General features: G+C 65.2%; 21 protein-coding genes. 8 read left to right on the plus strand and 13 right to left on the minus strand.

Translation table 11 applies throughout. The features are described 5' to 3' along the window. The first annotated feature begins 50 nt into the window (after positions 1-50). Positions 51-1,523: a sodium:solute symporter family protein gene (locus Q376_RS0109495; protein ID WP_027350110.1), complete on the plus strand. Its 1,473-nt coding sequence runs from the start codon at positions 51-53 to the stop codon at positions 1,521-1,523. Positions 1,524-1,608: 85 nt separating this feature from the next. Here the strand turns inward: Q376_RS0109495 and Q376_RS0109500 are convergent, their stop codons facing one another. From Q376_RS0109500 to gshB, 6 genes are all read right to left on the minus strand, one after another. Continuing rightward, positions 1,609-2,883 (minus strand): porin, encoded by a 1,275-nt coding sequence (locus Q376_RS0109500; RefSeq protein ID WP_081803484.1) that lies wholly within the window; start codon positions 2,881-2,883, stop codon positions 1,609-1,611. Between the two features lie 248 nt (positions 2,884-3,131). After that, positions 3,132-5,273 (minus strand): PhoX family protein, encoded by a 2,142-nt coding sequence (locus Q376_RS0109510; protein ID WP_027350112.1) that lies wholly within the window; start codon positions 5,271-5,273, stop codon positions 3,132-3,134. 173 nt (positions 5,274-5,446) lie between these two features. Next, a complete protein-coding gene (ruvX, locus tag Q376_RS0109515) occupies positions 5,447-5,860 on the minus strand; it encodes a Holliday junction resolvase RuvX (protein ID WP_043447386.1) in 414 nt (137 codons plus the stop codon). 79 nt (positions 5,861-5,939) lie between these two features. Beyond that, positions 5,940-6,497, minus strand: a complete 558-nt coding sequence (locus tag Q376_RS0109520) for a YqgE/AlgH family protein (protein WP_027350114.1) — start codon at positions 6,495-6,497, stop codon at positions 5,940-5,942. Positions 6,498-6,512: 15 nt separating this feature from the next. After that, on the minus strand, positions 6,513-7,508 hold the full coding sequence (locus tag Q376_RS0109525) for an energy transducer TonB (RefSeq protein ID WP_027350115.1): 996 nt from the start codon (positions 7,506-7,508) through the stop codon (positions 6,513-6,515). Next, positions 7,483-8,436 (minus strand): glutathione synthase, encoded by a 954-nt coding sequence (gene gshB / locus Q376_RS0109530; protein ID WP_043447213.1) that lies wholly within the window; start codon positions 8,434-8,436, stop codon positions 7,483-7,485. Before gshB ends, Q376_RS0109525 begins: the two co-directional genes overlap by 26 nt. 212 nt (positions 8,437-8,648) lie before the next feature. Here gshB and Q376_RS22110 point away from each other — a divergent pair, with 212 nt between their 5' ends. Then, on the plus strand, positions 8,649-10,823 hold the full coding sequence (locus tag Q376_RS22110; RefSeq protein WP_052365111.1) for a mechanosensitive ion channel family protein: 2,175 nt from the start codon (positions 8,649-8,651) through the stop codon (positions 10,821-10,823). A gap of 9 nt (positions 10,824-10,832) precedes the next feature. Here Q376_RS22110 and poxB read toward each other — a convergent pair whose 3' ends face one another. Together poxB and Q376_RS0109545 are read right to left on the minus strand one after the other, a co-directional pair. Then, the gene (gene poxB / locus Q376_RS0109540) at positions 10,833-12,563 is read right to left on the minus strand and encodes a ubiquinone-dependent pyruvate dehydrogenase (RefSeq protein WP_027350117.1); all 1,731 of its coding nucleotides are present in this window, start codon (positions 12,561-12,563) and stop codon (positions 10,833-10,835) included. Positions 12,564-12,675: 112 nt separating this feature from the next. Then, a complete protein-coding gene (locus tag Q376_RS0109545; RefSeq protein ID WP_081803486.1) occupies positions 12,676-14,757 on the minus strand; it encodes a prolyl oligopeptidase family serine peptidase in 2,082 nt (693 codons plus the stop codon). A gap of 169 nt (positions 14,758-14,926) precedes the next feature. Between Q376_RS0109545 and Q376_RS22115 the strand changes: the two genes are divergently transcribed. Continuing rightward, positions 14,927-15,457: a flavin reductase family protein gene (locus Q376_RS22115; RefSeq protein WP_052365112.1), complete on the plus strand. Its 531-nt coding sequence runs from the start codon at positions 14,927-14,929 to the stop codon at positions 15,455-15,457. Between the two features lie 80 nt (positions 15,458-15,537). After that, a complete protein-coding gene (locus tag Q376_RS0109555) occupies positions 15,538-16,989 on the plus strand; it encodes a 4-hydroxyphenylacetate 3-hydroxylase family protein (RefSeq protein ID WP_027350119.1) in 1,452 nt (483 codons plus the stop codon). Positions 16,990-16,993: 4 nt separating this feature from the next. Here Q376_RS0109555 and Q376_RS0109560 read toward each other — a convergent pair whose 3' ends face one another. Next, complete coding sequence (locus Q376_RS0109560) at positions 16,994-17,965, minus strand: LysR family transcriptional regulator (protein ID WP_027350120.1); 972 nt, start codon at positions 17,963-17,965, stop codon at positions 16,994-16,996. A gap of 292 nt (positions 17,966-18,257) precedes the next feature. On the opposite strand from Q376_RS0109560, the gene Q376_RS0109565 reads away from it, so the two are divergent. The 4 genes from Q376_RS0109565 to Q376_RS0109580 all read left to right on the plus strand — a co-directional run bounded on the left by Q376_RS0109565 (position 18,258) and on the right by Q376_RS0109580 (position 22,593). Next, entirely contained in the window at positions 18,258-19,709 is a 1,452-nt protein-coding gene (locus Q376_RS0109565; protein WP_027350121.1) for a 4-hydroxyphenylacetate 3-hydroxylase family protein, read from the plus strand. Between the two features lie 115 nt (positions 19,710-19,824). Next, positions 19,825-20,847, plus strand: a complete 1,023-nt coding sequence (locus tag Q376_RS0109570) for an extracellular solute-binding protein (RefSeq protein ID WP_027350122.1) — start codon at positions 19,825-19,827, stop codon at positions 20,845-20,847. Positions 20,848-20,923: 76 nt separating this feature from the next. After that, the gene (locus Q376_RS0109575; protein WP_027350123.1) at positions 20,924-21,781 is read left to right on the plus strand and encodes an ABC transporter permease; all 858 of its coding nucleotides are present in this window, start codon (positions 20,924-20,926) and stop codon (positions 21,779-21,781) included. Then, positions 21,778-22,593: an ABC transporter permease gene (locus Q376_RS0109580; protein WP_027350124.1), complete on the plus strand. Its 816-nt coding sequence runs from the start codon at positions 21,778-21,780 to the stop codon at positions 22,591-22,593. Before Q376_RS0109575 ends, Q376_RS0109580 begins: the two co-directional genes overlap by 4 nt. Positions 22,594-22,671: 78 nt before the next feature. Here the strand turns inward: Q376_RS0109580 and Q376_RS0109585 are convergent, their stop codons facing one another. The 4 genes from Q376_RS0109585 to Q376_RS0109600 are packed head-to-tail and all read right to left on the minus strand — an operon-like array spanning position 22,672 to position 25,715. Further along, positions 22,672-23,601, minus strand: coding sequence for a 2-hydroxyacid dehydrogenase (locus Q376_RS0109585; protein WP_211266637.1), 930 nt, complete (start codon positions 23,599-23,601; stop codon positions 22,672-22,674). A 2-nt stretch (positions 23,602-23,603) separates the two neighbouring features. Further along, positions 23,604-24,068, minus strand: a complete 465-nt coding sequence (locus Q376_RS0109590; protein ID WP_027350126.1) for a type II 3-dehydroquinate dehydratase — start codon at positions 24,066-24,068, stop codon at positions 23,604-23,606. A gap of 25 nt (positions 24,069-24,093) precedes the next feature. After that, the gene (locus Q376_RS0109595; protein WP_211266638.1) at positions 24,094-24,723 is read right to left on the minus strand and encodes a glutathione S-transferase; all 630 of its coding nucleotides are present in this window, start codon (positions 24,721-24,723) and stop codon (positions 24,094-24,096) included. After that, complete coding sequence (locus Q376_RS0109600) at positions 24,720-25,715, minus strand: NAD(P)H-quinone oxidoreductase (RefSeq protein WP_027350128.1); 996 nt, start codon at positions 25,713-25,715, stop codon at positions 24,720-24,722. The genes Q376_RS0109595 and Q376_RS0109600 overlap by 4 nt, the downstream gene beginning before the upstream one ends. Positions 25,716-25,718: the final 3 nt, after the last annotated feature.

Below are 25,718 nucleotides of genomic sequence, written 5' to 3' on the forward strand. Positions count from 1 at the left end.
GGCAAGGCGCCCGGTACGTATTTCCAACAACGATAAAACGAGGTCACTCGATGAACAGCCAAGCGTTTTTGATCTGCTTTTTCATCTATCTGGCGGCAATGATCTGGCTCGGCTGGTGGGGATCGCGCGCTCATCGCGGCAGTGGGGACGACTTCCTGCTCGGCGGGCGCAAGGTGCCGCTGCTGCTGACCATCGGCACCACCATCGCGACCATGGTCGGCACCGGATCGAGCATGGGCGCGGTGGGCTTCGGCTACCTCAACGGCTGGGCCGGTACCCTCTACGGCCTCGGCGGCGCGATCGGGATACTGCTGCTGGCGTGGATGTTCGCGCCGGTGCGGCGCCTGCGCTTCATGTCGATGGCCGAGGAGCTCAGCTACTACGTCGGCGGACACCGCCTGGTGCGCAACCTCGTGGCCGTGCTGATCTACCTGGCCAGCCTCGGCTGGCTGGGCGCGCACATTCTCGGCGGCGGCATGTATCTCTCCTGGGTGACGGGGATCGACCTCGCCGTCGCCAAGATCATCGTGGCGATCGGTTTCTGCCTGTTCTGCATCATCGGCGGCTACATGGCCATGGTATGGACCGATACCGTGCAGGCGATCGTGCTCTTCGTCGGCTTCATCGCCATGGCGGTGTTCTCGCTGATCGAGATCGGCGGCTGGTCACGGCTCGGCGAAGGCATGGACGACGCCGCGCTCAGCTTCCTCGGGTTCCAGAGCATCGGCATCATCCCCGCGATCTCGCTGGCCGCAGTGGTCGGCGTCGGCGTGCTCGCCACGCCCTCCTATCGACAGCGGATCTACTCCGCCGCCTCGGAGTCGAGCGTGCGCAGCTCGTTTCTGGTCAGCGGCCTGCTCTACCTGGGGTTCTCGATCATCCCGGCGATCATCGGCATGGCCGCCCGAAGCATGGCGCCGGATCTCGACAACCCGGGCTTCGCCTTCCCCTACCTGACCACCCAGGTGCTGCCGCTGTGGCTCGGCATGCTGGTGCTGATCGCGGGGCTCTCCGCCACGATGTCGAGCGCCACCTCGGATGCCATGGCGGGTGTGGCGACGCTGCTGCGCGATCTGTTCACCATGGTGACCGGGCGCTCGCCCGAGGAGGCCAAGCTGGTGCGCTACTCGCGCATCGCGCTGGTGACGACCATCGCCGTCGCGCTCGCCTTCGCGCTGAGTTCGGACAATGTGATCACCTACATCACACGGATGATCGCCACGGTGATGGGCGGAATGTTCGTCTGCGGTGTGCTCGGCCGCTTCTGGCCGCGCTACAACTGGCAGGGGGCGCTGGCGACCCTGGTCGCGGGATCGGCGACCTCGCTTGCGGTGATCGCCAATGCCGAGTGGAACGCGCTATGGGGTAACCCGATCCTGCCGGCGGTCGCCATGGCGGTGCTCAGCGGCGTGGTGGTGTCGCTGGCCACGCCCCGCTCGCAGGTCAGCCATGAACAAGCGATGGCGCGGATCAACCAGGCCCGCGAGCAGGGCGATGGCGTAGCGAACAGCGAGCAGGCCTGAGCTAAGCCGGTCGCGCTCGGCGAGACGGCCGAGCGCGACTTTGGACTGCACTGACTGCTCGGGCAGCATCACTGCCCGTGGACGACTAGAAGTCGTAGCGTAGCCTCACCCAGTTCTCGTCAGGCTGATCGTCGGACGTATTGGCGAAGGTACGCTCCAGGTCGACGCGAAAGCCATAGGCCAGCTTGGTACTGAGGCCAACGAAGTGATAGTTGGTCTGGTACTCGTCCCAACGCATGGCGTTGCCCGCGACGTACGGCTGGGTGCTCTTGAGTATCCCGGCTTGCAGCGGAAAGGTGTAACCGAGGAAGTATTCCCAACCGTAGGCATCGCCTTCGAAGTAGTCGCTCGGCACCGGTGTGCGACGCTCCAGCGGCAGGAAGTCCTTGTACTGGCCCACGAGCGCGGCGAGGGTCCAGTTGCCGGGCCGCCAGCTCACCGCGCCGCCGAGCATTTGCTGGTCGTATTCGGTCGAGTCCTGGCTGCCTTGGCGAACCCTGGCCTCGGTGTAGCTATAGGCCGCGCTCAGCACCAAATCGTCGTTGAGCTGGTACTCGGCGCCGACGGCGGCGCCGCCCTTGCGCGTATAGCGAAGCAGATCATCGCCACTGCCGCCCAGGTAGTAGTCGTTGGTGGGCAGCGTCCAGCCCAGATGAAGGGTGACAGGGCCGAACTCATTGACGTACTTGACCAGGTCGCGCCCACGGTAGGAGCCATCGTAGTTGCCGTCGACGCCGTTACCCGGCCCTTGGCCATTCATCGCGTTGAGGATCAGGTCGGTCTTCTCGCCCACTGCGCTGTAGAACACGCTGTTCTGCTTGCCGTAGGTCAAGGTGCCGTATCGCTGGCTGACGATGCCGCCATAAAGCTGGCGCTTGGTGGTGTGGTTCCTGTCCGGATCGTAGTGGTCGTCCCAGTCGAGCGCCCTGAAGATATCCACACCCGGTTCATAATAAGCGACCAGGTTGAGGTCATCGTTCAAGAAATATTCAGCGGTAAATCGAAAACGCGTACCGTCGTCGAATCCACGGTGGCGGTAGGATCCATCGTCGCTCCCCCCCATGACGTTTCGATATCCCGCACGGATACTTCCGCCTATCTGGATTTTCAAATCATTGAATATCGGGGAGCCATTATCGCGGTCAAGCAGGATGACTTCCGCATTCGCGGATCCAACATGAAGCAGTGTCAAAGCCGACAATCCCGCCAACACCTTGACGATGATCCTCATTACATCTTTTCCTTGTAGAACAGCACTTTGTGCTTGATTGACAGGTTCCCATGCCCAAGCCCTGCCTTGAGCATTCGATCGAGAAACGCAGATCGGCATCCGATCAGTGAAGGAGTCTGCACGCGCCATATGACCAACGATTATCAGGAATGTGTAGAATCAGTGACAATCGAATCAATGACGACCGATAGAAAGATGATGCCTGGCGATACGGTCATCACCCACGGCATATTCATTGAAATAAAATAAGCATGATAATGAGTCTCTATATTCGCCGACTCATCATCATGCTTTGATCGAATTAAAACGCATTCGCTCGAATGAAGCGCCGGGAAACGCGACGGATTCCCTACGGCCAGCCGCGCTCCGGTCGCGCCTCAGGCTTCGCCGATACGTCCACCGTCGCGGCGTTGGATCACCACGGTCGAGGAGCGCGGGCGAACCTGGGCGCTCGGCGCGAGGGTCGCGTCATCACTGTCGTAGGCGGGCCAATTGCCAGGGTGCTGGACGTTGATGAACAGCGCGGTGCGATCGGGCGTGGCGAAAATCCCGGTCACCTCGGCCTGGTTGGGCACGATGGCGAAGCGCTTGAGCTCGGCCTGGTTGGAGGGGTCGACCACCGAGGCCGCGCCCTCGCGGCGCGACAGCGCCCCGGGCACTATCGCCAGCACCTGGTCGTTGACCATCTCCGCCACCGCGTTGTCGCGCCCCTTGTCGATGCCATTGTCGGTCTGGATCCAAAGGATACCCTCGCCCTCACCACGCTGGTCATACCACAGCCCGTCGGGGCTGGCGAAGGCGTTGGCGTCGTCGAGTCCAGAGCGATTGTCCGCCGTTTCACCCGGCGCCGCGCCGAAGACGAAGATCTCCCAGTCGAAGCGCTCGGGCTCACCGTCACGCTCGAGCCAGCGGATCACCTGGCCATGGTCGTTGTCCGGGCGTGGATTGGCGGCGTTGACCGGGGCAGTGGCGTAGCCCACGCCTGGGGTGCCGATCGATTCGCCCTCCTGGGTGAAGCTTGCGGCGCTATCGGCCTCGGTACGCTTCGAGTTGTTGGTCAGCGACATGTAGACCTCACCGCTCGACGGATCGACCGTGCCCCACTCGGGGCGATCCATTGGCGTGGCGCCGAGCAGGTCGGCCGCATCGCAGGTATTGACGATGATCCTGGCCAGGTCGCCGTAGATCTCGCCAAGCGTGCGCCCTTGTCCGGGCACCGGGGTATCTTCCGCCAGCGGCAGCCATTCGCCGCTGCCGTCCTCGTCGAAGCGGGCGACGTAGAGGGTGCCGTGGTCCATGTACTTGGCCCCGATCGCCTGGCGATCGTAATGCTCGCCGGGACGGTTGGCATCGCTCGGGTCCCAGGGCGCGCGGGAGACGAACTTGTAGATGTACTCGTTGCGCGCGTCGTGGCCGGTGTAGAACACCACCGGCTGCCCTGCGACCAGCTTACCCGGCCAGCAGCCCTCGTGGCGAAAGCGCCCAAGCGCGGTGCGCTTGTAGATCGCTCGCTCGGGGTCGTAGGGATCGATCTCGACCACATAGCCATAGGTGCGCGCTTCATTGCGGTAGTCTGCGCGAGGATCATCGCCGCGCGGGGTGTTGTCGAAGCGCTCGAACTCGCCGTCGACGCCGCCCTCGACCGTCTCCCAGCCATAGATCGAGCGGGACTCGGCGAGCCCGAGCCGCAGCTGGTCGGGCTCCTGCTCGGCGCGGTTGATGAATATCTCCGGCCAGTTCTCCTCGCAGGTCAGGTAGGTGCCCCAGGGGGTATAGCCACAGGCACAGTTGTTGTTGGTGCCACGGGCCTGGGTGCCTTGCGGTGAGTAAGCGGTCACTGCGTGCAGGGAGCCTCGCAGCGGCCCGGCGAGCAGCATCGGCGTCGCCGTGGTGATGCGGCGGTTGCGAGGATCGTCGAGCACTGGCGCCCAATGGCCCTGCTCGTCCCGGCGTACCCTTACCACGCACACGCCGTGGGCGTTGATCTCGGTACGCGCCTCATCGAGCGGCCGCGCGCCCTGTTTCGCGTTGGTCGGCCCGCCGCGCGCCGCCCATAGCGCCGACTGGTCGAGGTATTCATGGTTGAGCACCAGCAGGAAGTCATCGGAGCGATCCGAGGCATCGAGGGCGAAGTGGTACATGCCGTCGTGGTGCATGCCGGTGCTCGCCGCCTGGAATCCAGGCGTCGGGTCGAGCTCGGGATGCCATTGCGCCATCCCCGATACCAGCGGCGTGCCCCAAGGGATCAGGACCTGCGCGACATAGCCCTCCGGTACGACCACCGCATCGGTCATGCGCGGCGCCAGCGAAGCGAAACCGAGGCTGAGCGGTGCTCGCGCAGCGCCGTCCGCGGCACGGCTCGTTCCCGGCCAGCCAAAGCCACCCAGCATGGTCGCGGCGGCGAGCCCCAGGCCGCCGCACATCACCGAGCGGCGCGACAGGCGGCGCTCGACGATCGCGGCGAAGGGCAGGTTGCCACTGCGGTTGTGGATACGATGGTCTTCGACTTCCTTGCTCACGGTCGACTCCTGCAAGTTGATTGTCGATTGTCCGCGCGCGGCCCAGCCGCGCACGTTGCCTGCGCCTCGGGCCTCATTCCCGAGAGCGGCACCATCATCCACTGGGCTGTTTACAGGCAGGTGACAACACCGTCGCCCCGTCGAGCCGGCGCGACGAGAAAACTGCGCAGGGGCTAGCCGTGCGGCGGGGAGGTAGCGAAGAAGCTGGAGAGGATCAGCTCGGCGGCGATCCCGTCGACGCCGTCGTCACGATAGCTGCCGCTGCGGCGGCCGCGCTCGCGGGCGAGGGTCTTGGCCGCCCGGGTGGTGCCGCGCTCGTCGCTGAACTCGACCGGACGCGCGTAGCGCCCATACAGCCGGTTGCCGAACTTGCGCGCGCGCCGGCTCATCTCGGACTCGCTGCCGTCCATGTTGAGCGGCAGACCGACCACGAACAGGTCCGGGCGCCACTCATCGACCAGGTCGGTGACCAGGCGCCAGTCGGGCACACCGTCACGCGCGCAGAGCGGTGCCAGCGCGCTGGTCGAGCCGAGCAGCTCCTGGCCGACCGCGACGCCGATCCGCCGGGTGCCGAAGTCGAACGCCATCACCAGCCGCTCGCCAGGGACGCGGCTGGGCTTCTCGGCGCGCAGCAGCGCGATCCGCGGGTCGAGCAGCGACGGATCCTCAGCCATGGCCGGCGGCCACGCTGAGCAGGCGTAGATCGACCCCAAGCAGTCCAGCGGCGGCCTCGCGGCGAGACTCGATCGGGGTTTCGAACAGCACCGAATCCTGCGCCTCGACGGTGAGCCAGGCGTTGGCCTTGAGCTCGTCGGTGAGCTGGCCGACCTGCCAGCCGGCGCAGCCAAGCAGCACCATGAAACGCTCCGGTCCACGGCCGGCCGCGATCGCACGGAGCATGTCCATCGAGGTGGTCAGCGCGACCTCTTCACTGACCTGCAGGCTCGAATCCCAATCGTCGGCCGAACCTTGGTGGAGAATGAAACCGCGGTCGGTATGCACCGGACCGCCGAACATCACCGGCCGCTCGGCGTCGCGCAGGGTCTCGACCTCCAGGTCGAGCTGCTCGAGCAGTCCGCCCAGGCTCAGCTTGAGCGGACGGTTGACAATCACCCCGAGCACGCCCTTGGCATCGTCGTCGCAGACGTAGGTGAGCGTGCCGGCGAAGTTCTCATCGAGGAGCTGGGGCATCGCCAGGAGAAAGTGGTTGCGCAAGCCGTGCATGAAGCTTCCAGGGCGTCATCGGACGCCAAAAAGTGAACCTTGGCCAATCAGCCAGCTACGGGTGAAGCTGAGTTCATTGCGATTACCCAGCTCGCGATCGAAGGGTCGGAACGACCCCGACGCCCGGACGATGTCGAGCGCGATCCGATCGAGCTCGGGTTTACCCGAGGATTGTACCACCCGCAGGTCGCGCAGCCCGCCATCCCGCCCGATGGTGACGCTGATCACCAAGCGGCCGTCGAGCCCGGGCGGTATACGGCCGAAGCTATCGATGTAGCGCTGCGTCGCCCTGGTCCAGTCGGCGATGTAGCGCGCCTCGGCGGAGCGCTCGGCACTGCTCGATGCCCCCCTGGCGAAGCGATCGGCGGCGGCATTCCAGCCGCTGGCATAGCCCTGCTGGGTCGCCTGCCGGATCAGCTCGCGCGCGCTCGGCGGCGACGATGCCGCAGGCCCCGGGCGTTCGGCGCCTTGAGTCTGCCGGGCTGCCTCCCGGCGCGCTCGAGCCTGGGCTTCTGCCCGGGCTTGCGCCGCCGCCTGAGCCTCGGCCTCCGCGCGGGCTTGCGCCTGAGCCTGCGCTTGCGCCTCTGCCCGGGCGGCGGCTTCGGCCTCGGCCTGCGCCCGGGCCGCCGCGGCCGCCTGCTCCTGGACGAGGCGTTCGACGCCACCGGTATCGACCGATGGCGCCGCCGGCATCTGGGTCAGCGAGACGCGATAGACCGGCCCTCCCTCGGTCTCGACCGGCTCTTGCTGGTCGGGCCGGTCGAGCAGCCACAGGCCGAACAGGTGCAGGCCGACCACCACCGCCAGCAGGCCGAAAAGCCCACGGCGCGAGCCGGACGAGGACGTAGCGGCCGAGCCGCCTTCGTCGTCCCGGCGGTCGAGCTCGACCGCCACCTCGGGCTCGTCGATATCGACACGAAGGCCGGAGCACAGCGGTACCTGCTCGGCCTCGGGAGGCAAGGGCACCAGGCTGACCAGGGTGGGTTCAGGAGAAGCGCTGATCGATCGCATCCATCAATAGCCCAGCGATGTCGGTGCCCTTCTGGTCATCGATTTCGCGCACGCAGGTGGGGCTGGTGACGTTGATTTCGGTGATGTAGTCGCCGATCACGTCGAGGCCGACGAAGATCAGCCCCTGCTCTACGATCGACGCCTTGACCTGATCGACCAGCCAGTAGTCACGATCGGTCAGCTCGCGCGCCACCCCGCGTCCGCCTGCGGCCAGGTTGCCGCGCACCTCGCCGGCGCTGGGAATCCGCGCCAGTCCGAACGGCACCGGCTCGCCATCGATCAGCAGGATACGAGTATCGCCGTCGCGGATTTCCGGGATGTAGCGCTGGGCCATGATCTGCCGGCTGCCGCGCAGGGTCAGCTGCTCGATCACCGAGCCGAGATTCCGCCCGTCCGGACCGATGTGGAAGATCCCGCTGCCGCCCATGCCGTCGAGGGGCTTGAGGATCACATCGCCGTGCTCGGCCTGGAAGGCCCGCAGCACCTTGTCGTCGCAGGAGACCACGCTTGGCGGCAGGCACTCGGGGAAGCGCTGGGCATAGAGTTTCTCGTTGCACTCGCGCAGCGCCCGGGTGGGATTGACCACCAGCACGCCCTCGCGTTCAGCGAAGCCGAGCAGATGGGTGGCATTGAGGAATTCGTGATCGACCGGCGGATCCTTGCGCATCAGGATCACATCGAGATCGGCGAGCGGGCGCGCCTCGCGCTCGCCGAGGTCGAACCAGTGCGAGGGGTCGCGATGAACCTCGAGCGGACGCATCAGCCCGTAGGCCCGCCCACCGTCGAGGTAGAGATCCGGCTGCTCCATGTAGTGGAGCTCCCAGCCGCGCGCGCTCGCCGCCCACAGCATCGCCAGCGAAGTATCCTTTTTGTAGCTGATCTCGGTGATGGGATCCATCACCACGCCGACCTTGAGCGTACGTTTCATGCCAACCTCTCGAAATATTCCTGTAGCGATGAGCCTCGCAGGGTAAGCGAGCGCTCACACCCGGTGCCCTGCCGGCACTCCTATGAATGGCGCAAGTATGGGGGATTCACCCAGCCCCGACCAGTCGGCGCGCCAGATAGAGACACAAAAACGCCCGCGCCTGTCCTATGCTGGACCACGCTCCCGTCGCCGACTGATGCCGAGGTTCATCGATGCGCTTGTCCGTCTCGCCCCGTGGTTCGCTTCTTCGTTGGTCATGGCTGTTTCTCGCCCTGGCATTCAGCGTCATCACCCCGGCCAGCGCCCAGCAGAACGAGACGTCCGCCGAGGCTGCTCCGCTCACCCAGCTGCTCGAGGTGCTGCGCGACGACCAGCAGCGCGCCACCTTGATCGAGGCGCTCGAGCGCGCCCAGGCCTCACCCGACGAGGCGACGCCGGCCTCGAGCGAGGCCCAGGAGAGCGCCGCCGACGATGCCGAGTCGACCCAGGAAGGGGTGGTCCAGGGCGGCGTGCTCGGCGCACTGACCTCGACGCTGGATTCGCTGCAGCAAAACCTCGGCGAAGGCAGCGAAGTGGTCAGCGACTGGCAACATCACCTCAGCCGTGCCTCCCAGCAGCTCTCCGAGCTCGGCCACAGGGTCGGCCAAAGCCCTCTGCAAGTGAGTACTCGCTTCTCCTATACGATGATTTTCTGGGCGGCTTCCATGTTCGCTGCCTGCTGGCTGGGCGCGTGGATCGCAACGCGTCTCTCACGCTGGACGTGGTTCTCCACCCATCGCCGCGCACGGGATATCGCCAAGCACTGGGTACGGGTGCCACTGCCGGCGATCACGGCCTTCTTGCTCACCCTCGCCGCGACTTCCGGCTTCGGTGCCGATTCGCCGGGACGAATGCTGGCGCTCGGGATCGCCTATGCGGTGAATACCGGCACGGTGTTCGCGACCCTTTGGATGTCGCTTGCGATCCTCGCCCGTGGCAGCCATCGCAAGCGCGCGGTGGAGATACTGCGCCGTCGCGCCTTCATTCCCCTCGCCACCCTCGCCGCCTTCGGCTCGTTCGCCGAGGCGCTGCTCAACTCGCCACTCACGGCGCTGCTCGGCTACTCGCTCGCCTACCTGCTGGCGACGCTGTGCGGTGCGATCGCAACGATCATCCTGGCGGTGTTCGCCGTCATGTTCCGCCGCCCGATCGGCCAGCTGATCTATCATCGCGGCCTGGCCCATCGCCAGCGGCTGCCGCCCAGCGTACGAGAGAGCCTGAGGCTTTTCTCGGCGATCTGGTTCCTGCCCGTGCTGGTGATGTGCCTCGTCTCGCTCTATCAGCTGCTGATCGGCAGCGTCGACAACCACCAGGCGATGAACCGGATGATCGCCAGCACGCTGCTGCTGATCGGTACGCTATTGCTCATGGCGCTGCTGCACCAGCTGGTCGCCCCATCCGACCTCGCCCCGCGCGAACGGATGGGTACGAGAATGCGCAGGCTCGCTGCCAGCGCGCTGCAGATAGCGCTGCTGGCGCTGGCGGCCGAGTTCATGACCCAGATATGGGGCGGCTCGATCTATGGGTTGATTCGCGATACCGACGCCGGGCAGATGTTCGGCGGTGCGGTGTTCGGCATCGCCACGGTGCTGCTGGTGACGCTGGCCGCCTGGATCGTGATCGACGCGGCGATCGCCAGTGCGCTGGCTCCTCCCTCCGGGCGACGCCACGCCCAGCCGAGCCTCAGGGTGCGCACCATCCTGCCGCTGCTGCGCAATGCGGCGAAGATCGTGCTCTGCGTGATCGCGGTGATCACCGTGCTCGGCAACGTCGGCATCAATATCGCACCGCTGCTCGCCGGTGCCGGGGTGGTGGGCCTGGCGATCGGCTTCGGCTCCCAGACCCTGGTCCAGGATGTGATCACCGGGATCTTCAACATCCTCGAAGACACCATGGCGATCGGCGACTGGGTCGAGATCGACGGCCGCGCCGGCACGGTCGAGGGCATGACCATCCGCACGCTCAAGCTGCGCGATGGCAATGGCGCGCTGTTCTCGATCCCGTTCAGCCAGGTCAAGGCGGTGAAGAACACCTCGCGCCAGTTCGCCTTCGCCCCGGTGGACCTGCGCTTCACCCTCGACAGCGACATCGACCGCGCGCTCGAACTGGTCCGGCAGGCCGCCGACCAGACCCAGCAGGACCCGATGCTGCGCGGCGCGCTGCTGGGCCATTACGAGAACTGGGGATTGGAGAAGGTCAACGCCGAGGGCTACAACGTCGCCGGGCGCTTCCGCGCCACCACCGGCGGCGCGGCCAACGTACGCCGCGCCTTCCATCTGCACCTCGCCCGCTTGGTCGAGAACGCCGAAGCGGTCTCCTTCGCCCGGAGCTACGTCGGTGGACGCTGAGCGTGCCGGTCAGCGCAGCAGCGGTATGTTGTCGCGAGCGAGGTCAACCAACTCATCGCCGCGCCCGCTCATCACCGCGCGCAGCATGTAGAGGCTGAAGCCCTTGGCCTGGGCGGCCTGGATCTTCGGCGGCAGGGACAGCTCCTGGGGCGCGGTGAGCACGTCGACGATCACCGGCCCAGGGTGGGCGAACGCCTCCGCCAGCGCCTCGTCGAGCTGGCTCGAAGCATCGACCCGGATGCCGCGGATACCCAGCGCCTCGGCCATCGCCGCGTAGTCGGTGGCGCCGAACCGGGTGGTGTCGTCGATGTAGCCGGCCGCCTTCATCTCCATGGCGACGAAGCCGAGCAGCGAGTTGTTGAACACCACCACCTTGACCGGCAGTCCGCGCTCCTTGAGCGAGATCACATCCCCCATCAGCATGCTCAGGCCGCCGTCGCCGGAAAGCGAGATCACCTGGCGATCGGGGAAGGCGGCCTGCATCCCCATCGCCTGGGGCATCGCCGTGGCCATCGAGCCATGGTTGAACGAGCCGGTCAGGTGCCGCCTGCCGTTCATCTTCAGGTAGCGCGCCGCCCATACCGTCGGCGAGCCGACGTCGCAGGAGAACGCCGCGTCATCCGTGGCGAGGGCATCGATCCTGGCGGTGACGTACTGCGGATGCAGCGGCTGGCCATCGCGGGCCGGCGTCGCCAGGGCGTCGAGCCCATCGCGGGATTTACGGTAGTGCTCGAGCGCGGCGTCGAGGAAGCGGCGATCGTCGCGTGTCTCGAGCCGTGGCAGCAGCGAAAGCAAAGTGGCGCGAACGTCGCCGACCAAGCCCATCTTGAGCGGCGTGCGGCGTCCGAGATGATGAGGGCGGATATCGACCTGGATCACGTTGCCGTGGTCGGGGTAGAAATCGCGATAGGGGAAATTGGTGCCGAGCACCAGCAGGCAGTCGCACTCCTTGAGCGCCTTGTAGCCGGAGGCGAAACCGATCAGCCCGGTCATGCCGACGTCGAACGGGTTGTCGTACTCGACCGCGTTCTTGCCCCGCAGCGCATGGACCACCGGCGCCTTGAGCTTCTCCGCGAGCGCTACCACCTCGTCATGGGCTCCCATGCAGCCATAGCCGCAGAGCATCGCGATCCGCTTCTGCTGGCCGAGATACTCGGCCAGCCGGTCGAGATGATCACCGTGGGGAACGACCAGCGGCGCGATCGGCGTGCTCCAGCTCGCGTGCTTGACCGTCGCCGGAGAGAGCGCCACGTCGCCCGGGATCACCACCACCGAGACCGAGCGGTTGAGGATCGCGCTGCGCATCGCGGTCTCGAGCACCCGCGGCAGCTGCTCGGGCTTGGAGATCAGCTGGCAATAGTCGCTGCACTCCTTGAACAGCGACTCCGGGTGGGTCTCCTGGAAGTAGCCGAGGCCGAGTTCGCTGGAGGGAATCTGGGCGGCGATCGCGAGCAGCGGCACCTTGGCGCGCTGGGCCTCGAACAGCCCGTTGATCAGATGCAGGTTGCCCGGCCCGCAGGAGCCGGCGCAGACGCCGAGCCCGCCGCTGATGTCCGCCTCGGCACCCGCGGCGAGCGCCGCCACCTCTTCGTGGCGCACGCCGAGCCAGTCGATCTTCTCGCTGTGGCGCAGGCTCTCGGTGAGTCCGTTGAGCGAGTCTCCAGGCAGTCCCCAGACGTGCCGGACTCCCGCCTGCTCCAGTGTCTCGACCAGAATGTCGGCGACGTTCCTCGTAGCCATGCAGCCTCCTCGTCCATGCTGAACCATGCTGAAAGACCCGCCGTCGAAACCAGCGACGGCGGGGCGATGTTCTCAGCGTAGACCTTCCGCGCAGACGGCGAGCGCTGAAACCTCAGTCACCAGCGCGATCGTCACCCATCAGCCGGCGCTCGAGGAAGCGCCACGCCAGCGCTTTGAGCCGCGCGCGCTGAGGTGCATCGGCGGCACCGCCATGGCCGCCCTCGATGTTCTCGTAGTAGTGCACCTCGCAGCCCATCGCCGCCATCTTCGCCGCCATCTTGCGCGCATGCCCGGGGTGGACGCGGTCGTCGCGGGTCGAGGTGGTGAACAGCACCGCCGGATAGTCGGTGCCCTGGTGCAGATTGTGATAGGGCGAGAAGCGATGGAGAAAATCGTCCCAGTCGCCGCTGTCGGGATCACCGTACTCGGCGATCCACGAGGCGCCGGCGAGCAGGCGGTGGTAGCGCTGCATGTCGAGCAGCGGCACCTCGCACACCGCGCAGTCGAACAGCGCTGGATAGTGGGTCAGCATGTTGCCGACCAGCAGGCCGCCATTGGAGCCGCCCTGGATGCCGAGTCGCGAAGGCACCGTGACGCCCTCCTCGACCAGCGCGCGAGCGACCGCGGCGAAGTCCTCGAACGCCTTGTGCCGATGCTGCTTGAGCGCCGCGCGGTGCCACTCGGGGCCGTATTCGCCGCCGCCGCGGATGTTGGCGAAGACCATCGCCCCGCCGCGCGCGAGCCAGGCCACCCCCGCCGCCGGCAGGTAGTGCGGGGTCAACGAGATCTCGAAGCCGCCATAGCCGTAGAGCAGCGTCGGCAGCGGCTTGGTTTCACGTGAAACATCACGCGGCAGGATCAGGAAGTAAGGCACCCGGGTGCCGTCGAGGCTCACCGCGAAGCGCTGCTCGACGCGCATGCCGGACGCGTCGAACTCCGCGACGCTGCGTTTGACCACCTCGATCTCCGGGTCGTCGACGCGCCCGCGCGCAAGGGTGGGCGGCAAGAGGAAATCGGTGACGCTGAGTAGGTACTCGTCGCTCTTCTCATCATCGAGCGGGCTGAACCCGAGCACTCCTTCGGGGGCGCCGGCCAGCGCGCGGGGCGACCAGTCGTCGCCCTGCCCGGGGGTCAGCACCACCAGCCGCTGGCGAACGTGCTCGAGCAGCTCGAGCACCAGGTGGTGACGGGTCCAGGAGAATCCCTCCAGCGCCACGCCCGGGGCGGGAGTGAACAAGCGCATGAACGTCCGCGCGCCCTGCTTGAAGGCAAGATAATCGATCGCCAGCAGAGCGCCGCCGGGGTGGGTGACGCCATCCACCGTCCAGGGCTCACGCGGCTGCACCAGGAGCCACTCGCGATGCACCGAAGCGTGGGCATCCTCCGGCAGCTCGAGCACCAGCTCGCCGCCGTCGGGCAGCCGCTCGATCAGCCGCTGGGTATGAAACGAGGTGACCTGGAGCACGAAGTCGCGCTCGAAGCCGCGCGTCAGGTCACGCCAGGCCACCGCCATCACATCGCCGTGCTCGGCCTCGAACACCACCGGGGCGCTGGCGAGCGCGGTGCCGCGCTGCCAGAGCCGCACCTGGCGCGGATAGTTCGAGGCGGTCATCGAGCCGGGGCCGAAGTCGGTGTAGGCATAGACCCGATCGATATCGATCCATGCGAGTCCGCCTTTGGACTCGTCGCGATTGAAGCCGTCCTCGACCCAGCGCTTGTCGACGAGGTCGAACTCGCGGGTCACATCGGCGTCGGCGCCACCGCGCGACAGCGCCACCAGGGCGCGCCGCCATGGTTCGCCGTCGCGCTCGGGCGGCAGGCAGCGCGCGCCGTGCCAGACCCACTGCTCGCCCTCCTCCCGGTTGAGCGCGTCGACGTCGATCAGTACTTCCCAGTCAGGCGTATCGCTCAAGTAGCTCGACCACTGCGTGCGGCGCCAAACCCCGCGCGGGTGCTCGCTATCCTGCCAGAAGTTGTAGAACCACTGATCGCGGGCGACGACGTAGGGAATCCGCGAGTCGCGCTGCTCGATCTCGAGCAGCCGCCGGGCGAGCCGCTCGAACCCGGCGTCCTCGCCGAGCAGGGCGAAGGTCTCGCGGTTGCGTGCCTCGACCCAGGCCAACGCCTCCGGGGAGTCGACCTCCTCCAGCCAGCGCCAGGGATCGTGGTCCTGATCTGAGGTAGATGCATTCATAGCGGCTTCCATCGTGGTGTGGGGCATGCCCACACCCTATCACGGGGCCGGTGGTTCCCCGCCGCCGGCGCGGCCCTGGATCGGCTTTTTCTATCTTCTCCCTTCGATAAGCATATTTTAGCGATCCAGGCGGCGGCGCTAAGGTGGACGCTCCACCGAGGAGGCCGCCATGTACAACACCAACTCAACGCCTCGTCCGCCGCATGCCGCCGCGGCGCCCAGCGGCGACGCGTTCGTCCATGCGATGCGCTTCGCCGGCACCGGGGTGAGCCTGGTCACCACCGACGGTGAAGCAGGCCGTTTCGGCGCAACCGTCAGCGCGATGAGCTCGCTGTCTAAGGCCCCGCCGTCGCTGCTGGTCTGCCTGCTCAGCGAGAGCCGCACCGCGCGTGCGATCCATGCCAACCGCCACTTCTGCGTCAATGTGCTCGCCGCCCACCAGGCCAGCCTCGCCCGCGGCTTCGCTTCGCTGCCACCGGAGCAGCGCTTCGCCGCAGGTGTCTGGCAGACGCTGGCCAGCGGCGCGCCGGTGCTCGAGAGCGCCGCCTCGTGCTTCGACTGCCGGCTGGCGCGCACCGTCGAGCACGGCACCCATACGATCTTCATCGGCGAAGTCGAGGCATTGACCACCTCCGGCGGCGCCGCGCTCTACTACCACGACGGGCGCTTCCACATCGCCGGAGACGCCGTCGAGGCCTGAACCCGCCACTTTCCCCTGGCCCCTCCAGCCATTCGCCCTCGGTCGAGTGGCGCAGGCACCGCCCATATTCGGAGATCAACATGATCAGGACCGGTGAGCAGTACCGTGAGTCGATCCGCGACGGCCGCGAGGTCTACATCGATGGCGAGCGCGTCGAGGACGTCACCCGCCACCCGATGCTCAAGCCGCTGGTCGACATTCGCGCGCGGATCTACGACATGGCCCACGATCCCGCCACCCGGGAGACGATGACCTACCAGGACGAGGGCGGCGAACGCCACGCGATCGCGCTCAAGCTGCCCCACAGCCAGGACGACTGGCACGACAAGCGCCGCGCCACCGATGCGGTGCTCGACGACGTCGGCGGCATCGTCACCCGGGTCGGCGACGAGACCATCGGCGAGATGTGGTCGCTCTACGACGGCCAGGACGTGCTCAACGAGGTCGATCCACGCTTTTCGAGCAACATCCGCCGCCACATCCAGCGTGCGATCGAGCTCGATCCGTTCCATGTCTCGGCCAACACGGACCCCAAGGGCGACCGCTCCAAGCGCCCCCAGGACCAGGACCCCGACATGCTGCTGCGGGTGGTCAAGGAGACCGACGCCGGGATCGTCGTCCGCGGCGCCAAGTACGAGACCGCCGCCGCATACGCCAACCAGGCCTTCACCAAGCCGACCATCGCCAACTGGGGAGAGGCCGAATACTCCGACTACGCGGTCGGCTTCGTCTGCGACCTCGGCAGCCCCAACCTCAAGATGATCTGCCGCACCGGCTTCGCCGGACGCGGCTCGATCGAGGACTACCCGCTGTCGAACCGCTTCGACGAGGTCGACGCGCTGGTGATCTTCGACGACGTCCTGATCCCGTGGGAAAACGTGCTGTTCTACCGCCACACCCGTGCAGCGCAGTTCATCCGCGCGACCCTGCACCGCTACAGCGCCTTCGCCTTCGTCCAGCGCAACCTCAAGCTCGCCGACGCGATGATCGGCACCGCCCTGCACAACGTGCGCCAGACCGGCCTCGACGGCCAGCAGGCGGTGCAGGAGAAGCTCGCGCGGCTGGCCTGCTACCGCGAGGGCGTCAACGCCCACCTCAGCGCCTCGATCGCACTGGCCGAGCCAAGCCCCGGCGGCCTGCTGATGCCCAACCAGAGCCTGCTCTATACCGGCCGGGTGCTCGCCTGCTCGCAGCTCCATGAGATGATCCACATCACCCGCGAGCTGTGCGGCGGACAGATCTGCGTCACCCCTAACGCTGCGGATTTCGCCAACCCGGCCACCGCGCCCTGGCTCGACAAGTTCTACTCGGTCAACGAGAACTGGGTCGCCGACGACCGGCGCCGGCTCCTCGCCTACGCGCGCGACCTGCTCAACTCCGACTACGCCGGCCACCGGCTGACCTTCCAGCTGTTCGCCCAATCCCCGCCCTTCGCCCACCTCCAAGCGGTCTATCGCAACTTCGACTTCGACGGCCCCCTGGACTTCGTCCGGCGCGCAGCCGGGCTCTCGGCGCGAGTGAAGGGGCAGTAAGGGCTCAGCCCACCCTATCGAGCGAGGCGATGTGCGGATCGAAGAAGCTGGTTGCCGCCATACCGGGGATGTACTGATCCGAGATGAAAGTGCGGCAGCGGTGGGCGAACGCCTCGACGACCTTGAGCGGGCGGGCTCCCTTGAGTGTGGCGATCCCGAGCCGCAGCGGCTGGTGTTCACCCGCGAGCCTGACTCGCACGATCCGTCGCCCATCCTGGGAAAGATTCGCCCGAGGGCGGACATGGGCGATCGAAAAGCCCAATCCGTTGGCGACCATCGAGCGTACGACTTCCAGCTGGCTGGAGCGCATCACGATGTTCGGACTAACGCCCGCATTCATGAAAAGGCCGATGAAGTACTCGCGACTGTAGGGCAAGTCCAGCAGCACCATCGGGTAGGTCTCGAGATCCGCCAGGGTGACGGCGGACAGGCTCGCCAGGGGGTGCTGGGCACCAACGATGATGTGTGGCGGAAGCCGCGCCAGCGCGGCGAATGCGATCTCATCGACTAGATGCAGATCATAGGTCAGTGCAATATCGATCTCCGAGCGCCGCAGCCACTCCAGCATCTGGTCGTGATCGCCCTCCCGCTGGGTGACTCGTACCCCTGGGAAGGCGCGTGCGAAACCATGCACCAGCTCCGGCGTGATCATCGGCGCGAGCGAATCGAAGCACCCTACTCTCAGCGGTCCACGTACCGCGTTCAATGAGTCCGAGGCGATCGAGTAGAGGTTCTTGGTCTGCTCAACGATCAGCTTGGCCTCCTGCAGAACCTTCCCACCTATCGGAGTCAAGGAAATCCCCTGCGCGTGATGGCGCACGAACAACTGCACACCCAGCTCGGTCTCGATATGCGTGATGGCCGCGGAAATCGACGGCGAGGAGACATGGATCCGTTCGGAGGCTTTGATAATGCTGCCCGACTCTCCGCACGCCACGAAGTATTCCAACTGACGCAGAGTGATGCGACTCAACATGACGCAAGCCCTTTCTAGTTGTGGTTGATCGCCGGTGATGATCGAGACAACGAAGAGAGCGACCAGATTATCGTCAGGGAAAAGCCACTCTAAATAGCTCTCATCAGGCGGCGCAATCCTGGCCAGGCTAGGTTTTTCCAGATGCCTGGATCGGAAATCTCTATCCAGATAGCCGGGAGGCGGTGACTAGGAATTTCCGATGCAGAAGTACGGGATTGGCGTTTTTACCTCGTATCGAAGCAGGTCACACAATGGAGGGCATCCCACACCAAGCAAGATAAGGAAGCCGCCGATGATTCGCACAGGGGAGCAGTACAGGGAGGGACTGAGGGACGGTCGCGAGATATGGATCGATGGAGAGCGCGTCCGCGATGTGACCACCCATCCTGCATTCAAGCCCATCGTCGACGTCAAGTCACGCATGTACGACATGGCCCATGAGCCGGAGCATGCCAGTGCATTGACCTACTGCCACGGCGAGCAGTTGAACTCCATCTTCTACCGCCCCCCGCGCGAAGCTAAGGACTGGTACGACAAACTCGAGGCCACCGACCGCTTCCTCCAGGAGATCGGCGGTGTGGCCACCCGGGTCGGGGATGAGACCATTGGCGAGATGTGGTCGCTGCTCGATGGTCGCGACATGCTCAGCGAGATCGATCCCCGCTTCGCCGACAACATCGACCGGCACGTTCGGGCAGTGTTCGACAACGACATCTTTCACGTCTCCGCCAACACCGATCCCAAGGGAGATCGCTCGCTGCCTCCCCAACAGCAGGACCCCGACATGATGGTGCGGGTGGTCAAGGAGACCGACGCCGGGATCATCATTCGCGGAGCGAAGTTCGAGACCGCGGCGGCCTATGCCGACCAAGCGTTCCTCAAACCGACGGTCGGTGCCTGGAGCACCCAGGAGCTCTCCGACTACGCATTGGGATGCATCGTCAAGATGGGCGCCAGGGGGGTGAAACATATCTGCCGCGGCGGCTTCGCCGGACGCGGCGACCCTGCGGACTATCCTCTGGCCAATCGCTTCGATGAAGTCGAGGCGCTGGTGGTGTTCGACGATGTCCTGATCCCTTGGGAGGACGTCTTCTTCTACCGCCATACCAAGGCCGCACAGTTCGTGCGCAGCACCCTGCACCGCTACTCGGCGTTTCCCTACGTGCTGAGACTGCGCTATGTCGCCGACATGATGATCGGTACGGCGATGTGGAACGCCAAGCAGACCGGACTCGACAAGCTCCAGGCGGTGCGCGAGAAACTGGCCGACCTGATCTGCTACCGGGAGGGCATCCACGCACACCTGATTGCCTCCATCACCCTGGCGCAGCAAAGTCCGGCTGGGCTTTTGATGCCCAACCAATCGATCCTCTACGCGGGTCGAGTTCTAGCCTGCTCGCAGCTTCCACAGATGATGCACACGGCTCGCGAACTGTGCGGTGGCCAACTGTGCGTCACACCCAATGCAGCAGCGTTCCAGCAGCCGGGCTCGGCGGAGTGGCTGAACAAGTTCTACACCCTCAACCAGCGCTGGAACGCCGATGACCGTCGAAAACTGATGGCCTACGCGCGCGACCTGCTGACGTCGGACTATGCGGGCCACCGGCTCACCTTCGTGCAGTTCGCCCAGGCACCGCACTTCAGCCACTTGGCAGCCACCTACCAGAGCTTCGATTTCTCCGGTCCGCTCGACCTGGTACGCAGATCGGCAGGGCTCTCCGACAACATCCTCGGCGGAGCTTGATTCAATCATCGAGCCCAGGCAGGCGCACTGCCGCATTGGGCTCGACCACTGCGCGAATGCCCCACCTTGGCCCGCTACCGGCCAGCCGACAACAAAACCAATGGAGTACGCGAAGATGATCAAACGAACCCTGTTCACCGCGACACTGGTCCTGAGCACCCACGCGACGATCGCCTCCGCCCAGGAGACCCTGGTAGTCAGCACCTGGGGCGGCAACTTCCGCGATCTGATCGATCAAACCATAGCTAAGAGGTTCACCGAGGAAACCGGCGTCGAGGTGGAATATGTGACCGGAGGCACCATCGATCGTCTCAACAAAGCCAAGCTGGCCCAGCGTGCGGAGAGCGACGTGACCTTCACCACTTCGCACGTAGGCTGGCTGTATGCCAACGATGGTCTGTTCGAGCAGCTCGACCTTGAACGTATTCCCAATGCCGCGCACCTGGTCGAGCCGGCGCGTGTCAGCCCTTACCACATCGGTGTCTGGGGCTATGGCTACACCATCGCCTATCGTCCCGACCTGCTCCCCGAGGGAGTCAGCTTCGATAGCTGGGAAGGCCTCTGGAGCCCGGAACTCGAGGATAGCGTCGCCCTTCCGGACTTCGACCCCAGCCACATCATCGCCGTATCGGCGCTGCTATCGGGCGCCGACGCGCAAAACTGGGAAGCAGGACAAGAAAAGCTCAGGAGCCTGAAACCCAACCTACGCTCTTTCTATACCAATGATGCCAACAGCCAGCAGTTAATCGCCACCGGAGAAACTCCGGTGCAGTTGATGCTGACCATGAACGCATACCACATGATGGAAGAAGGGATACCCATCGAACTGGCAAGCCCCAAGGAAGGCATGGTGCTCGGCATCGATACCATAGGCATTACCCAGGGCTCGAGCCATCAGGAGCTTGCCTACAAGTTCATGGACATCGCCTTGTCGCCGGAAGTACAGGCCGAGATCGCGCAACTCCAGGGCGGCAGCCCGACCGTCGACGATGCCGTGGTGGATGCGGAGGTAGCCGCGCTACCGGGCATGATGACCTCTCCCGATGAGTGGTCACAAACGATCAACATCGATCCGAGGCTGCGTGCGGAAATGACCGCTCAATGGCGGCAATGGTTCACTGAAAACATCATGAACTGACCGACGCCTTCGAGACCATCGTGCCCCCTGGCATCGAAGCGCCTGCCTCTCGATGCCTTTTTTGGACATCCCCGCCATGCCCCAAAAACCCCGATTCTTCTATTGGTTCTTGCTGCCGTCCACGCTCACGGCCTTCGGCCTGGTACTCTCCCTACTCGCGATCCTGCAATACAGCGTCAGGAGCTATGTACCTGGCTCACTTGAAGTGGGCGGCCCTACCCTCGACAACTTCTTCGAGCTATTGAAACCGCTCTATGCCAAGGCCTTCCTGGAGACGGTGCAGATCAGCCTCTACACCGCGGTGTTCACCCTGCTGATCGGATACCCCTTGGCCTATGCACTGATCCGCGCGCAACGTGCTTGGTGTCGATCGCTGATCCTGATCATCGCGATCACACCGCTGTTCCTCGGCGAGGTGGTGCGCACCTATGCATGGATCATCGTCCTCGGCACCACCGGATTCATCAATAGCCTGCTGATGGGGATCGGACTAATCGATCGTCCGCTGCGGTTGATGTTCACCCAGCTTGGCGTGGTGATCGCGCTGGTGCACGTCACGCTGCCTATCATGGTACTGATGCTGGCCGCCGGCCTCTCCCATATCGACCGTAACTACGAGCGTGCGGCCCATAGCCTGGGCGCGGGGCCCGTCCGAGCCTTCCTCACAGTCACGTTGCCACTGTCGATGCCCGGCATCATCGCGGGCACGCTGACCGCCTTCGCCTGGACGTTCAGCGCCTTCGCGACGCCCCAGCTGATCGGCGGCGGGCGAGTGAACACCATCTCGACCCTGGTTTACCAACTCGGTTTCTCATCGCTCAATTTCCCCTTCGCCGCGAGCCTGAGCATCGCAGGGCTAATTCTCACCGCGCTGGTACTGTGGGGCGTCAGCCGCCTCTCGCGCAGCTTCGAAAGCCTTGGAGGTGGCCGATGAGATCCTCGCTATCCACTCGCCTGCTCAATTGGTCGGGAAAGGCCTTGGTGATCCTGATCCTCGCTTTCGTGGTGCTGCCAGCCATAGTGGTCGTCATCACCGCGTTCGGCAGCTCCTCCGTCGCGGTCTTCCCACCGCGGGGGTACTCACTGCGCTGGTTCGAGAACGCACTGGGCTACCGCGACTTCCAGACCGGGCTACGCAACGGGGTGATCGTGATGCTCTGGGCGTCGAGCCTAGCGATGCTGATCGGCACCACCCTAGGCATCGTCATCCATCGCTTCGAATTCCGCGCCAAACGCTTGCTCGAGGGCCTGCTGCTGTCACCACTCTACATTCCGCACTTCATGATCGGGCTGGGCCTTTTGATGCTGACCGCACAGATCAGCTTGGCCCGCGGTTTCGCGGTGGTGGTGTTCTGCCATGTGCTGCTGGTGCTGCCCTTCGTACTACGCAGCGTCTACGTCTCGCTGCACAATCTCGATCCTCGCACCGAGCAGGCCGCGGCTAGCCTGGGCGCGCCACCGCTGAGAGTGGTCACTACGATCACCCTGCCGCAGCTGCTACCGGGACTAGCAGGCGGCTGGCTCTTCGCCGCCATTCTCTCGTTCAACGAATTCACCGCATCGCTGTTCCTCACCACCCAGACCACCCAGACCCTGCCGGTGGCGATGTACAACTACGTGCGCGAATATGCCGACCCGACCTTGGCGGCGATCTCATCGATCTACATCCTGTTCACCGCCGCGCTGATGATACTTGCCGATCGGCTACTCGGACTCGGCAGGATCCTCAACCTCGATGGGCGCTGAACGGCCCCTGCCGCCACGCTCACGGGGAGATCGTCGCGGCAGGGACGCGGGCAAGGAAAGCAGCAGAGGAAAGAAAGCTCAGTAACCGCGCTGAGGATCGACGCAGTGAAGCGGAGCGAGTCCTTGGCGGATACGACCAATGTTGTCGGCGATCTGCGCCACCGCCGACTCGGGCAGCGCCACCGATGCGAGATGCGGAGTGATCAGGACGTTTTCCCGCGACCAAAGCGGACTAGAAACGGGCAGAGGCTCGCGTTCGAATACATCGAGGGTAGCCCCGCCCAATCGGCCCGAGGCCAACAGGGCATCGAGGGCGTACTCGTCGACGATGTCGCCACGCGAGACGTTGACCAATTTGGCCCCTGCGGGCAGCAGCGCCAAACGCTCGGCGTCGAGCAGTCCACGAGTCTGTGGCGTCGAGGGCAGCATCACCACCAGAATTTCGCAGCCCGCGAGGAAATCCGCCAATGACTCCATGCCATGGCGACATTCGATGCCCGCGATACGCTTCTCTCCTCGCGACCACCCCGCCACGGAAAAGCCTTGGCGAGCCAACTCACGCGCGGTACAGGCGCCCAGCGCACCGAGTCCCAAGACCCCGACGCGAACATCCTCAGCGTTGCGCGGGTGGCGATACTCCCAGCGGGACTCGCGCTGCATGCGCTCGAAGAATGGAATTTCGCGCACATAGCGCAGCACAGAGAACAGGACATAGCCCGCCATCATTCTCGCCATGTTGGGATCGACCAGCCGGGTGATAGGAACCGGCGGCAGGTCATCGCGATCGACCAGAGCATCGACGCCGGCGCCCAGGTTGACGATCATGCCCAGCCTGGGCCAGCGGGCGAAAAATCCCCGAGGAGGCTTCCATACCAGTGCATAGCGCACCCGTTCGGGATCTTCGATTTCCTCCGCTCGCATCACCTCGAGATCCGGCAACGCCTCAATCAGTAGCCGGCGCCAGCGCTCGAAGTCATCCAGATCGCTGTAGAAGACCAAAGTCTCCATGCTCATACCTTTCGCTGCGCGAGCAACTCGACCAGCGCATCGATCGCCAGACGGTAGCCAAGCGCACCGAATCCTGCGATCACTCCCGTGGCGCCGAGAGAAACCATGGAGCGATGGCGAAAGGCCTCGCGCTTCCAGATGTTGCTCATGTGCGCCTCGATGACCGGCCCTTCGAACGCGAGCAGGGCATCCAGAATAGGCACCGAGCCGTAGCTCAGGCCCGCGGCGTTGATGACCAGGGCGTCGCATTCACGCCGCGCCTCCTGGATCCAGTCGACCAGCACTCCTTCGTGGTTGCTCTGGCGGAAATCGAGTACCAGGCCGACGGCGCTCGCATGCGCCTCGCAGTCGCGGCGAATATTGTCGAAGCTGTCACTGCCATAGGTGCCCGCTCGGTCGAGCCCGTAAAGGTTGGCGTTAGGACCATTGAGAAACATGACGCGCGCAGCGACAGTAGAATTCGGCATGGCGGTATCGTCGCGGTTGGGGGGATCAGGAATGAGGACGGGTCTCGGCCATCGGCGGCCTGAGGTCGAACTCAGCGAACCATGCGGCGGCCCGGGGGCGAGTCCGTCGCCAGTCCAGCGTATCGAAGCGGAAATCCAGGTAGCCCAGCGCGCACCCCAGGGTCAGCGTGCCGATTTCGAACGGCAGCTCGGCCAGGACAGGCGCCTGTCGCTCGATCTCATCCAGCGCCGCGTCGATCTTCTGCATCTGGCCGTGATACCAAGGCTGCGACCATAGCTGAGCAGGCCGACTCTGGCGCTCGTAGCGCGCCAGCAGCGCGGCGTCGAGCAGCCCATCCCCCAGCGCCTGGCGAGTCAGCGCCGGCCAGCGGCGTGCGCCAGTGGGAAAGAGCCCGCCCGCGGCCCAATCATCCAGATACTCACAGATCACCCGGCTGTCGAACAGCGCCTCACCATCCGCACTAAGGGCTGCGGGGATCTTGGCCAGAGGATTGTAGGCAGTGATCCGCTCATCGCGTGCCACCGGGTTGGCGGCGCAATCGAGCAACTCTATGCGTGACGACAGCCCGAGCCAGTGCGCCACCACCATGACCTTGCGCACGTAAGGCGAGGTCGGCGCATGGAAGAGTTTCAACAGCGGGGGTTCCGGTTTCATTCGTCCATCTCCGTAGCAGAGATCAGCAACACCACCTTGCCGATATTGCGGTTCTCCTCCAGCACACGATGAGCCTCGGCCGCCGCCTCGAGCGGAAAGCTCGCATACAGCAGTGGCCCTGCGCGGCCGGAGGTGATCAGCGGCAGTAAGTGACGGGAGACGCAGGCGGCCAACCGCGCCTTCTCGCCAGCGCTCTTGGGTCGCAAGGTAGAAGAGGTGAGGGTCAGACCCTTGCGCATCACCACCGGCAGCGACAGCGACACTTGCGCGCCTTGAAAGAACGACAGGCTGACATGGCGTCCTTCAGGGGCCATCACTTCGAGATTGCGCGAGAGTTGCTCCCCACCAAGCGTGTCCAGCACCACATCGATGGTGTCCTCGCCGAGCTCCTCGCGGATCACCGCGACGAAATCCTCCCGTTGGTGATCGATCGCCCGAGCCACGCCTAGACGACGCAGTGCATCGACCTTCTCCTCGCCACCAGCGGTGGCCACCACCCTGGCACCGCTCGCGATCGCCAGGCCAATCGCCAGGCTCCCCAGTCCGCTCGCACCGCCGTGGATCAACAGAGACTCGCCCGGCGCGAGCCGCCCCCGTTCGTAGAGGTTGTGCCAGATCGTGAATAGCGCCTCAGGCAGCGCCGCCGCGGTCGAAAACGACATCCCTGATGGTATCGCCAGGCAGTGGTCGGCGCGCGCCAGACAGTGGGTCGCATAGCCGCCGCCACCGAGCAGCGCCATCACCCGGTCGCCAAGCTGAAATGCTCCCACCCCCGCTCCGATCGCGATTACTTCGCCAGCAGCCTCCAGGCCGAAGATATCGCCAGCATCCGCTGGAGGCATGGCTCCGGCTCGCTGCATCAAGTCGGGCCGATTGACGCCGGCGGCGACCACGCGGATCAAAAGCTCTCCCGCCGCGGGTTCGGTCACCGCTCGCTCGACCACGCGCAGCACCTCGGGCCCCCCGGGCCGCTCGCTGATCACTGCACGCATACG

Source organism: Halotalea alkalilenta DSM 17697 (genome assembly GCF_000621205.1).
In the GTDB taxonomy this organism is placed as follows: Bacteria; Pseudomonadota; Gammaproteobacteria; order Pseudomonadales; family Halomonadaceae; genus Halotalea; species Halotalea alkalilenta.

Coding starts and splice junctions, on each gene's coding strand:
- Q376_RS0109495 (WP_027350110.1), top strand. CDS start 51: ATGAACAGCCAAGCGTTTTTGATCTGCTTTTTCATCTATCTGGCGGCA.
- Q376_RS0109500 (WP_081803484.1), bottom strand. CDS start 2,883: ATGGCGCGTGCAGACTCCTTCACTGATCGGATGCCGATCTGCGTTTCT.
- ruvX (WP_043447386.1), bottom strand. CDS start 5,860: ATGGCGTTCGACTTCGGCACCCGGCGGATCGGCGTCGCGGTCGGCCAG.
- Q376_RS0109520 (WP_027350114.1), bottom strand. CDS start 6,497: ATGCACGGCTTGCGCAACCACTTTCTCCTGGCGATGCCCCAGCTCCTC.
- Q376_RS0109525 (WP_027350115.1), bottom strand. CDS start 7,508: ATGCGATCGATCAGCGCTTCTCCTGAACCCACCCTGGTCAGCCTGGTG.
- gshB (WP_043447213.1), bottom strand. CDS start 8,436: ATGAAACGTACGCTCAAGGTCGGCGTGGTGATGGATCCCATCACCGAG.
- Q376_RS22110 (WP_052365111.1), top strand. CDS start 8,649: ATGCGCTTGTCCGTCTCGCCCCGTGGTTCGCTTCTTCGTTGGTCATGG.
- poxB (WP_027350117.1), bottom strand. CDS start 12,563: ATGGCTACGAGGAACGTCGCCGACATTCTGGTCGAGACACTGGAGCAG.
- Q376_RS0109545 (WP_081803486.1), bottom strand. CDS start 14,757: ATGAATGCATCTACCTCAGATCAGGACCACGATCCCTGGCGCTGGCTG.
- Q376_RS22115 (WP_052365112.1), top strand. CDS start 14,927: ATGTACAACACCAACTCAACGCCTCGTCCGCCGCATGCCGCCGCGGCG.
- Q376_RS0109555 (WP_027350119.1), top strand. CDS start 15,538: ATGATCAGGACCGGTGAGCAGTACCGTGAGTCGATCCGCGACGGCCGC.
- Q376_RS0109560 (WP_027350120.1), bottom strand. CDS start 17,965: ATGTTGAGTCGCATCACTCTGCGTCAGTTGGAATACTTCGTGGCGTGC.
- Q376_RS0109565 (WP_027350121.1), top strand. CDS start 18,258: ATGATTCGCACAGGGGAGCAGTACAGGGAGGGACTGAGGGACGGTCGC.
- Q376_RS0109570 (WP_027350122.1), top strand. CDS start 19,825: ATGATCAAACGAACCCTGTTCACCGCGACACTGGTCCTGAGCACCCAC.
- Q376_RS0109575 (WP_027350123.1), top strand. CDS start 20,924: ATGCCCCAAAAACCCCGATTCTTCTATTGGTTCTTGCTGCCGTCCACG.
- Q376_RS0109580 (WP_027350124.1), top strand. CDS start 21,778: ATGAGATCCTCGCTATCCACTCGCCTGCTCAATTGGTCGGGAAAGGCC.
- Q376_RS0109585 (WP_211266637.1), bottom strand. CDS start 23,601: ATGGAGACTTTGGTCTTCTACAGCGATCTGGATGACTTCGAGCGCTGG.
- Q376_RS0109590 (WP_027350126.1), bottom strand. CDS start 24,068: ATGCCGAATTCTACTGTCGCTGCGCGCGTCATGTTTCTCAATGGTCCT.
- Q376_RS0109595 (WP_211266638.1), bottom strand. CDS start 24,723: ATGAAACCGGAACCCCCGCTGTTGAAACTCTTCCATGCGCCGACCTCG.
- Q376_RS0109600 (WP_027350128.1), bottom strand. CDS start 25,715: ATGCGTGCAGTGATCAGCGAGCGGCCCGGGGGGCCCGAGGTGCTGCGC.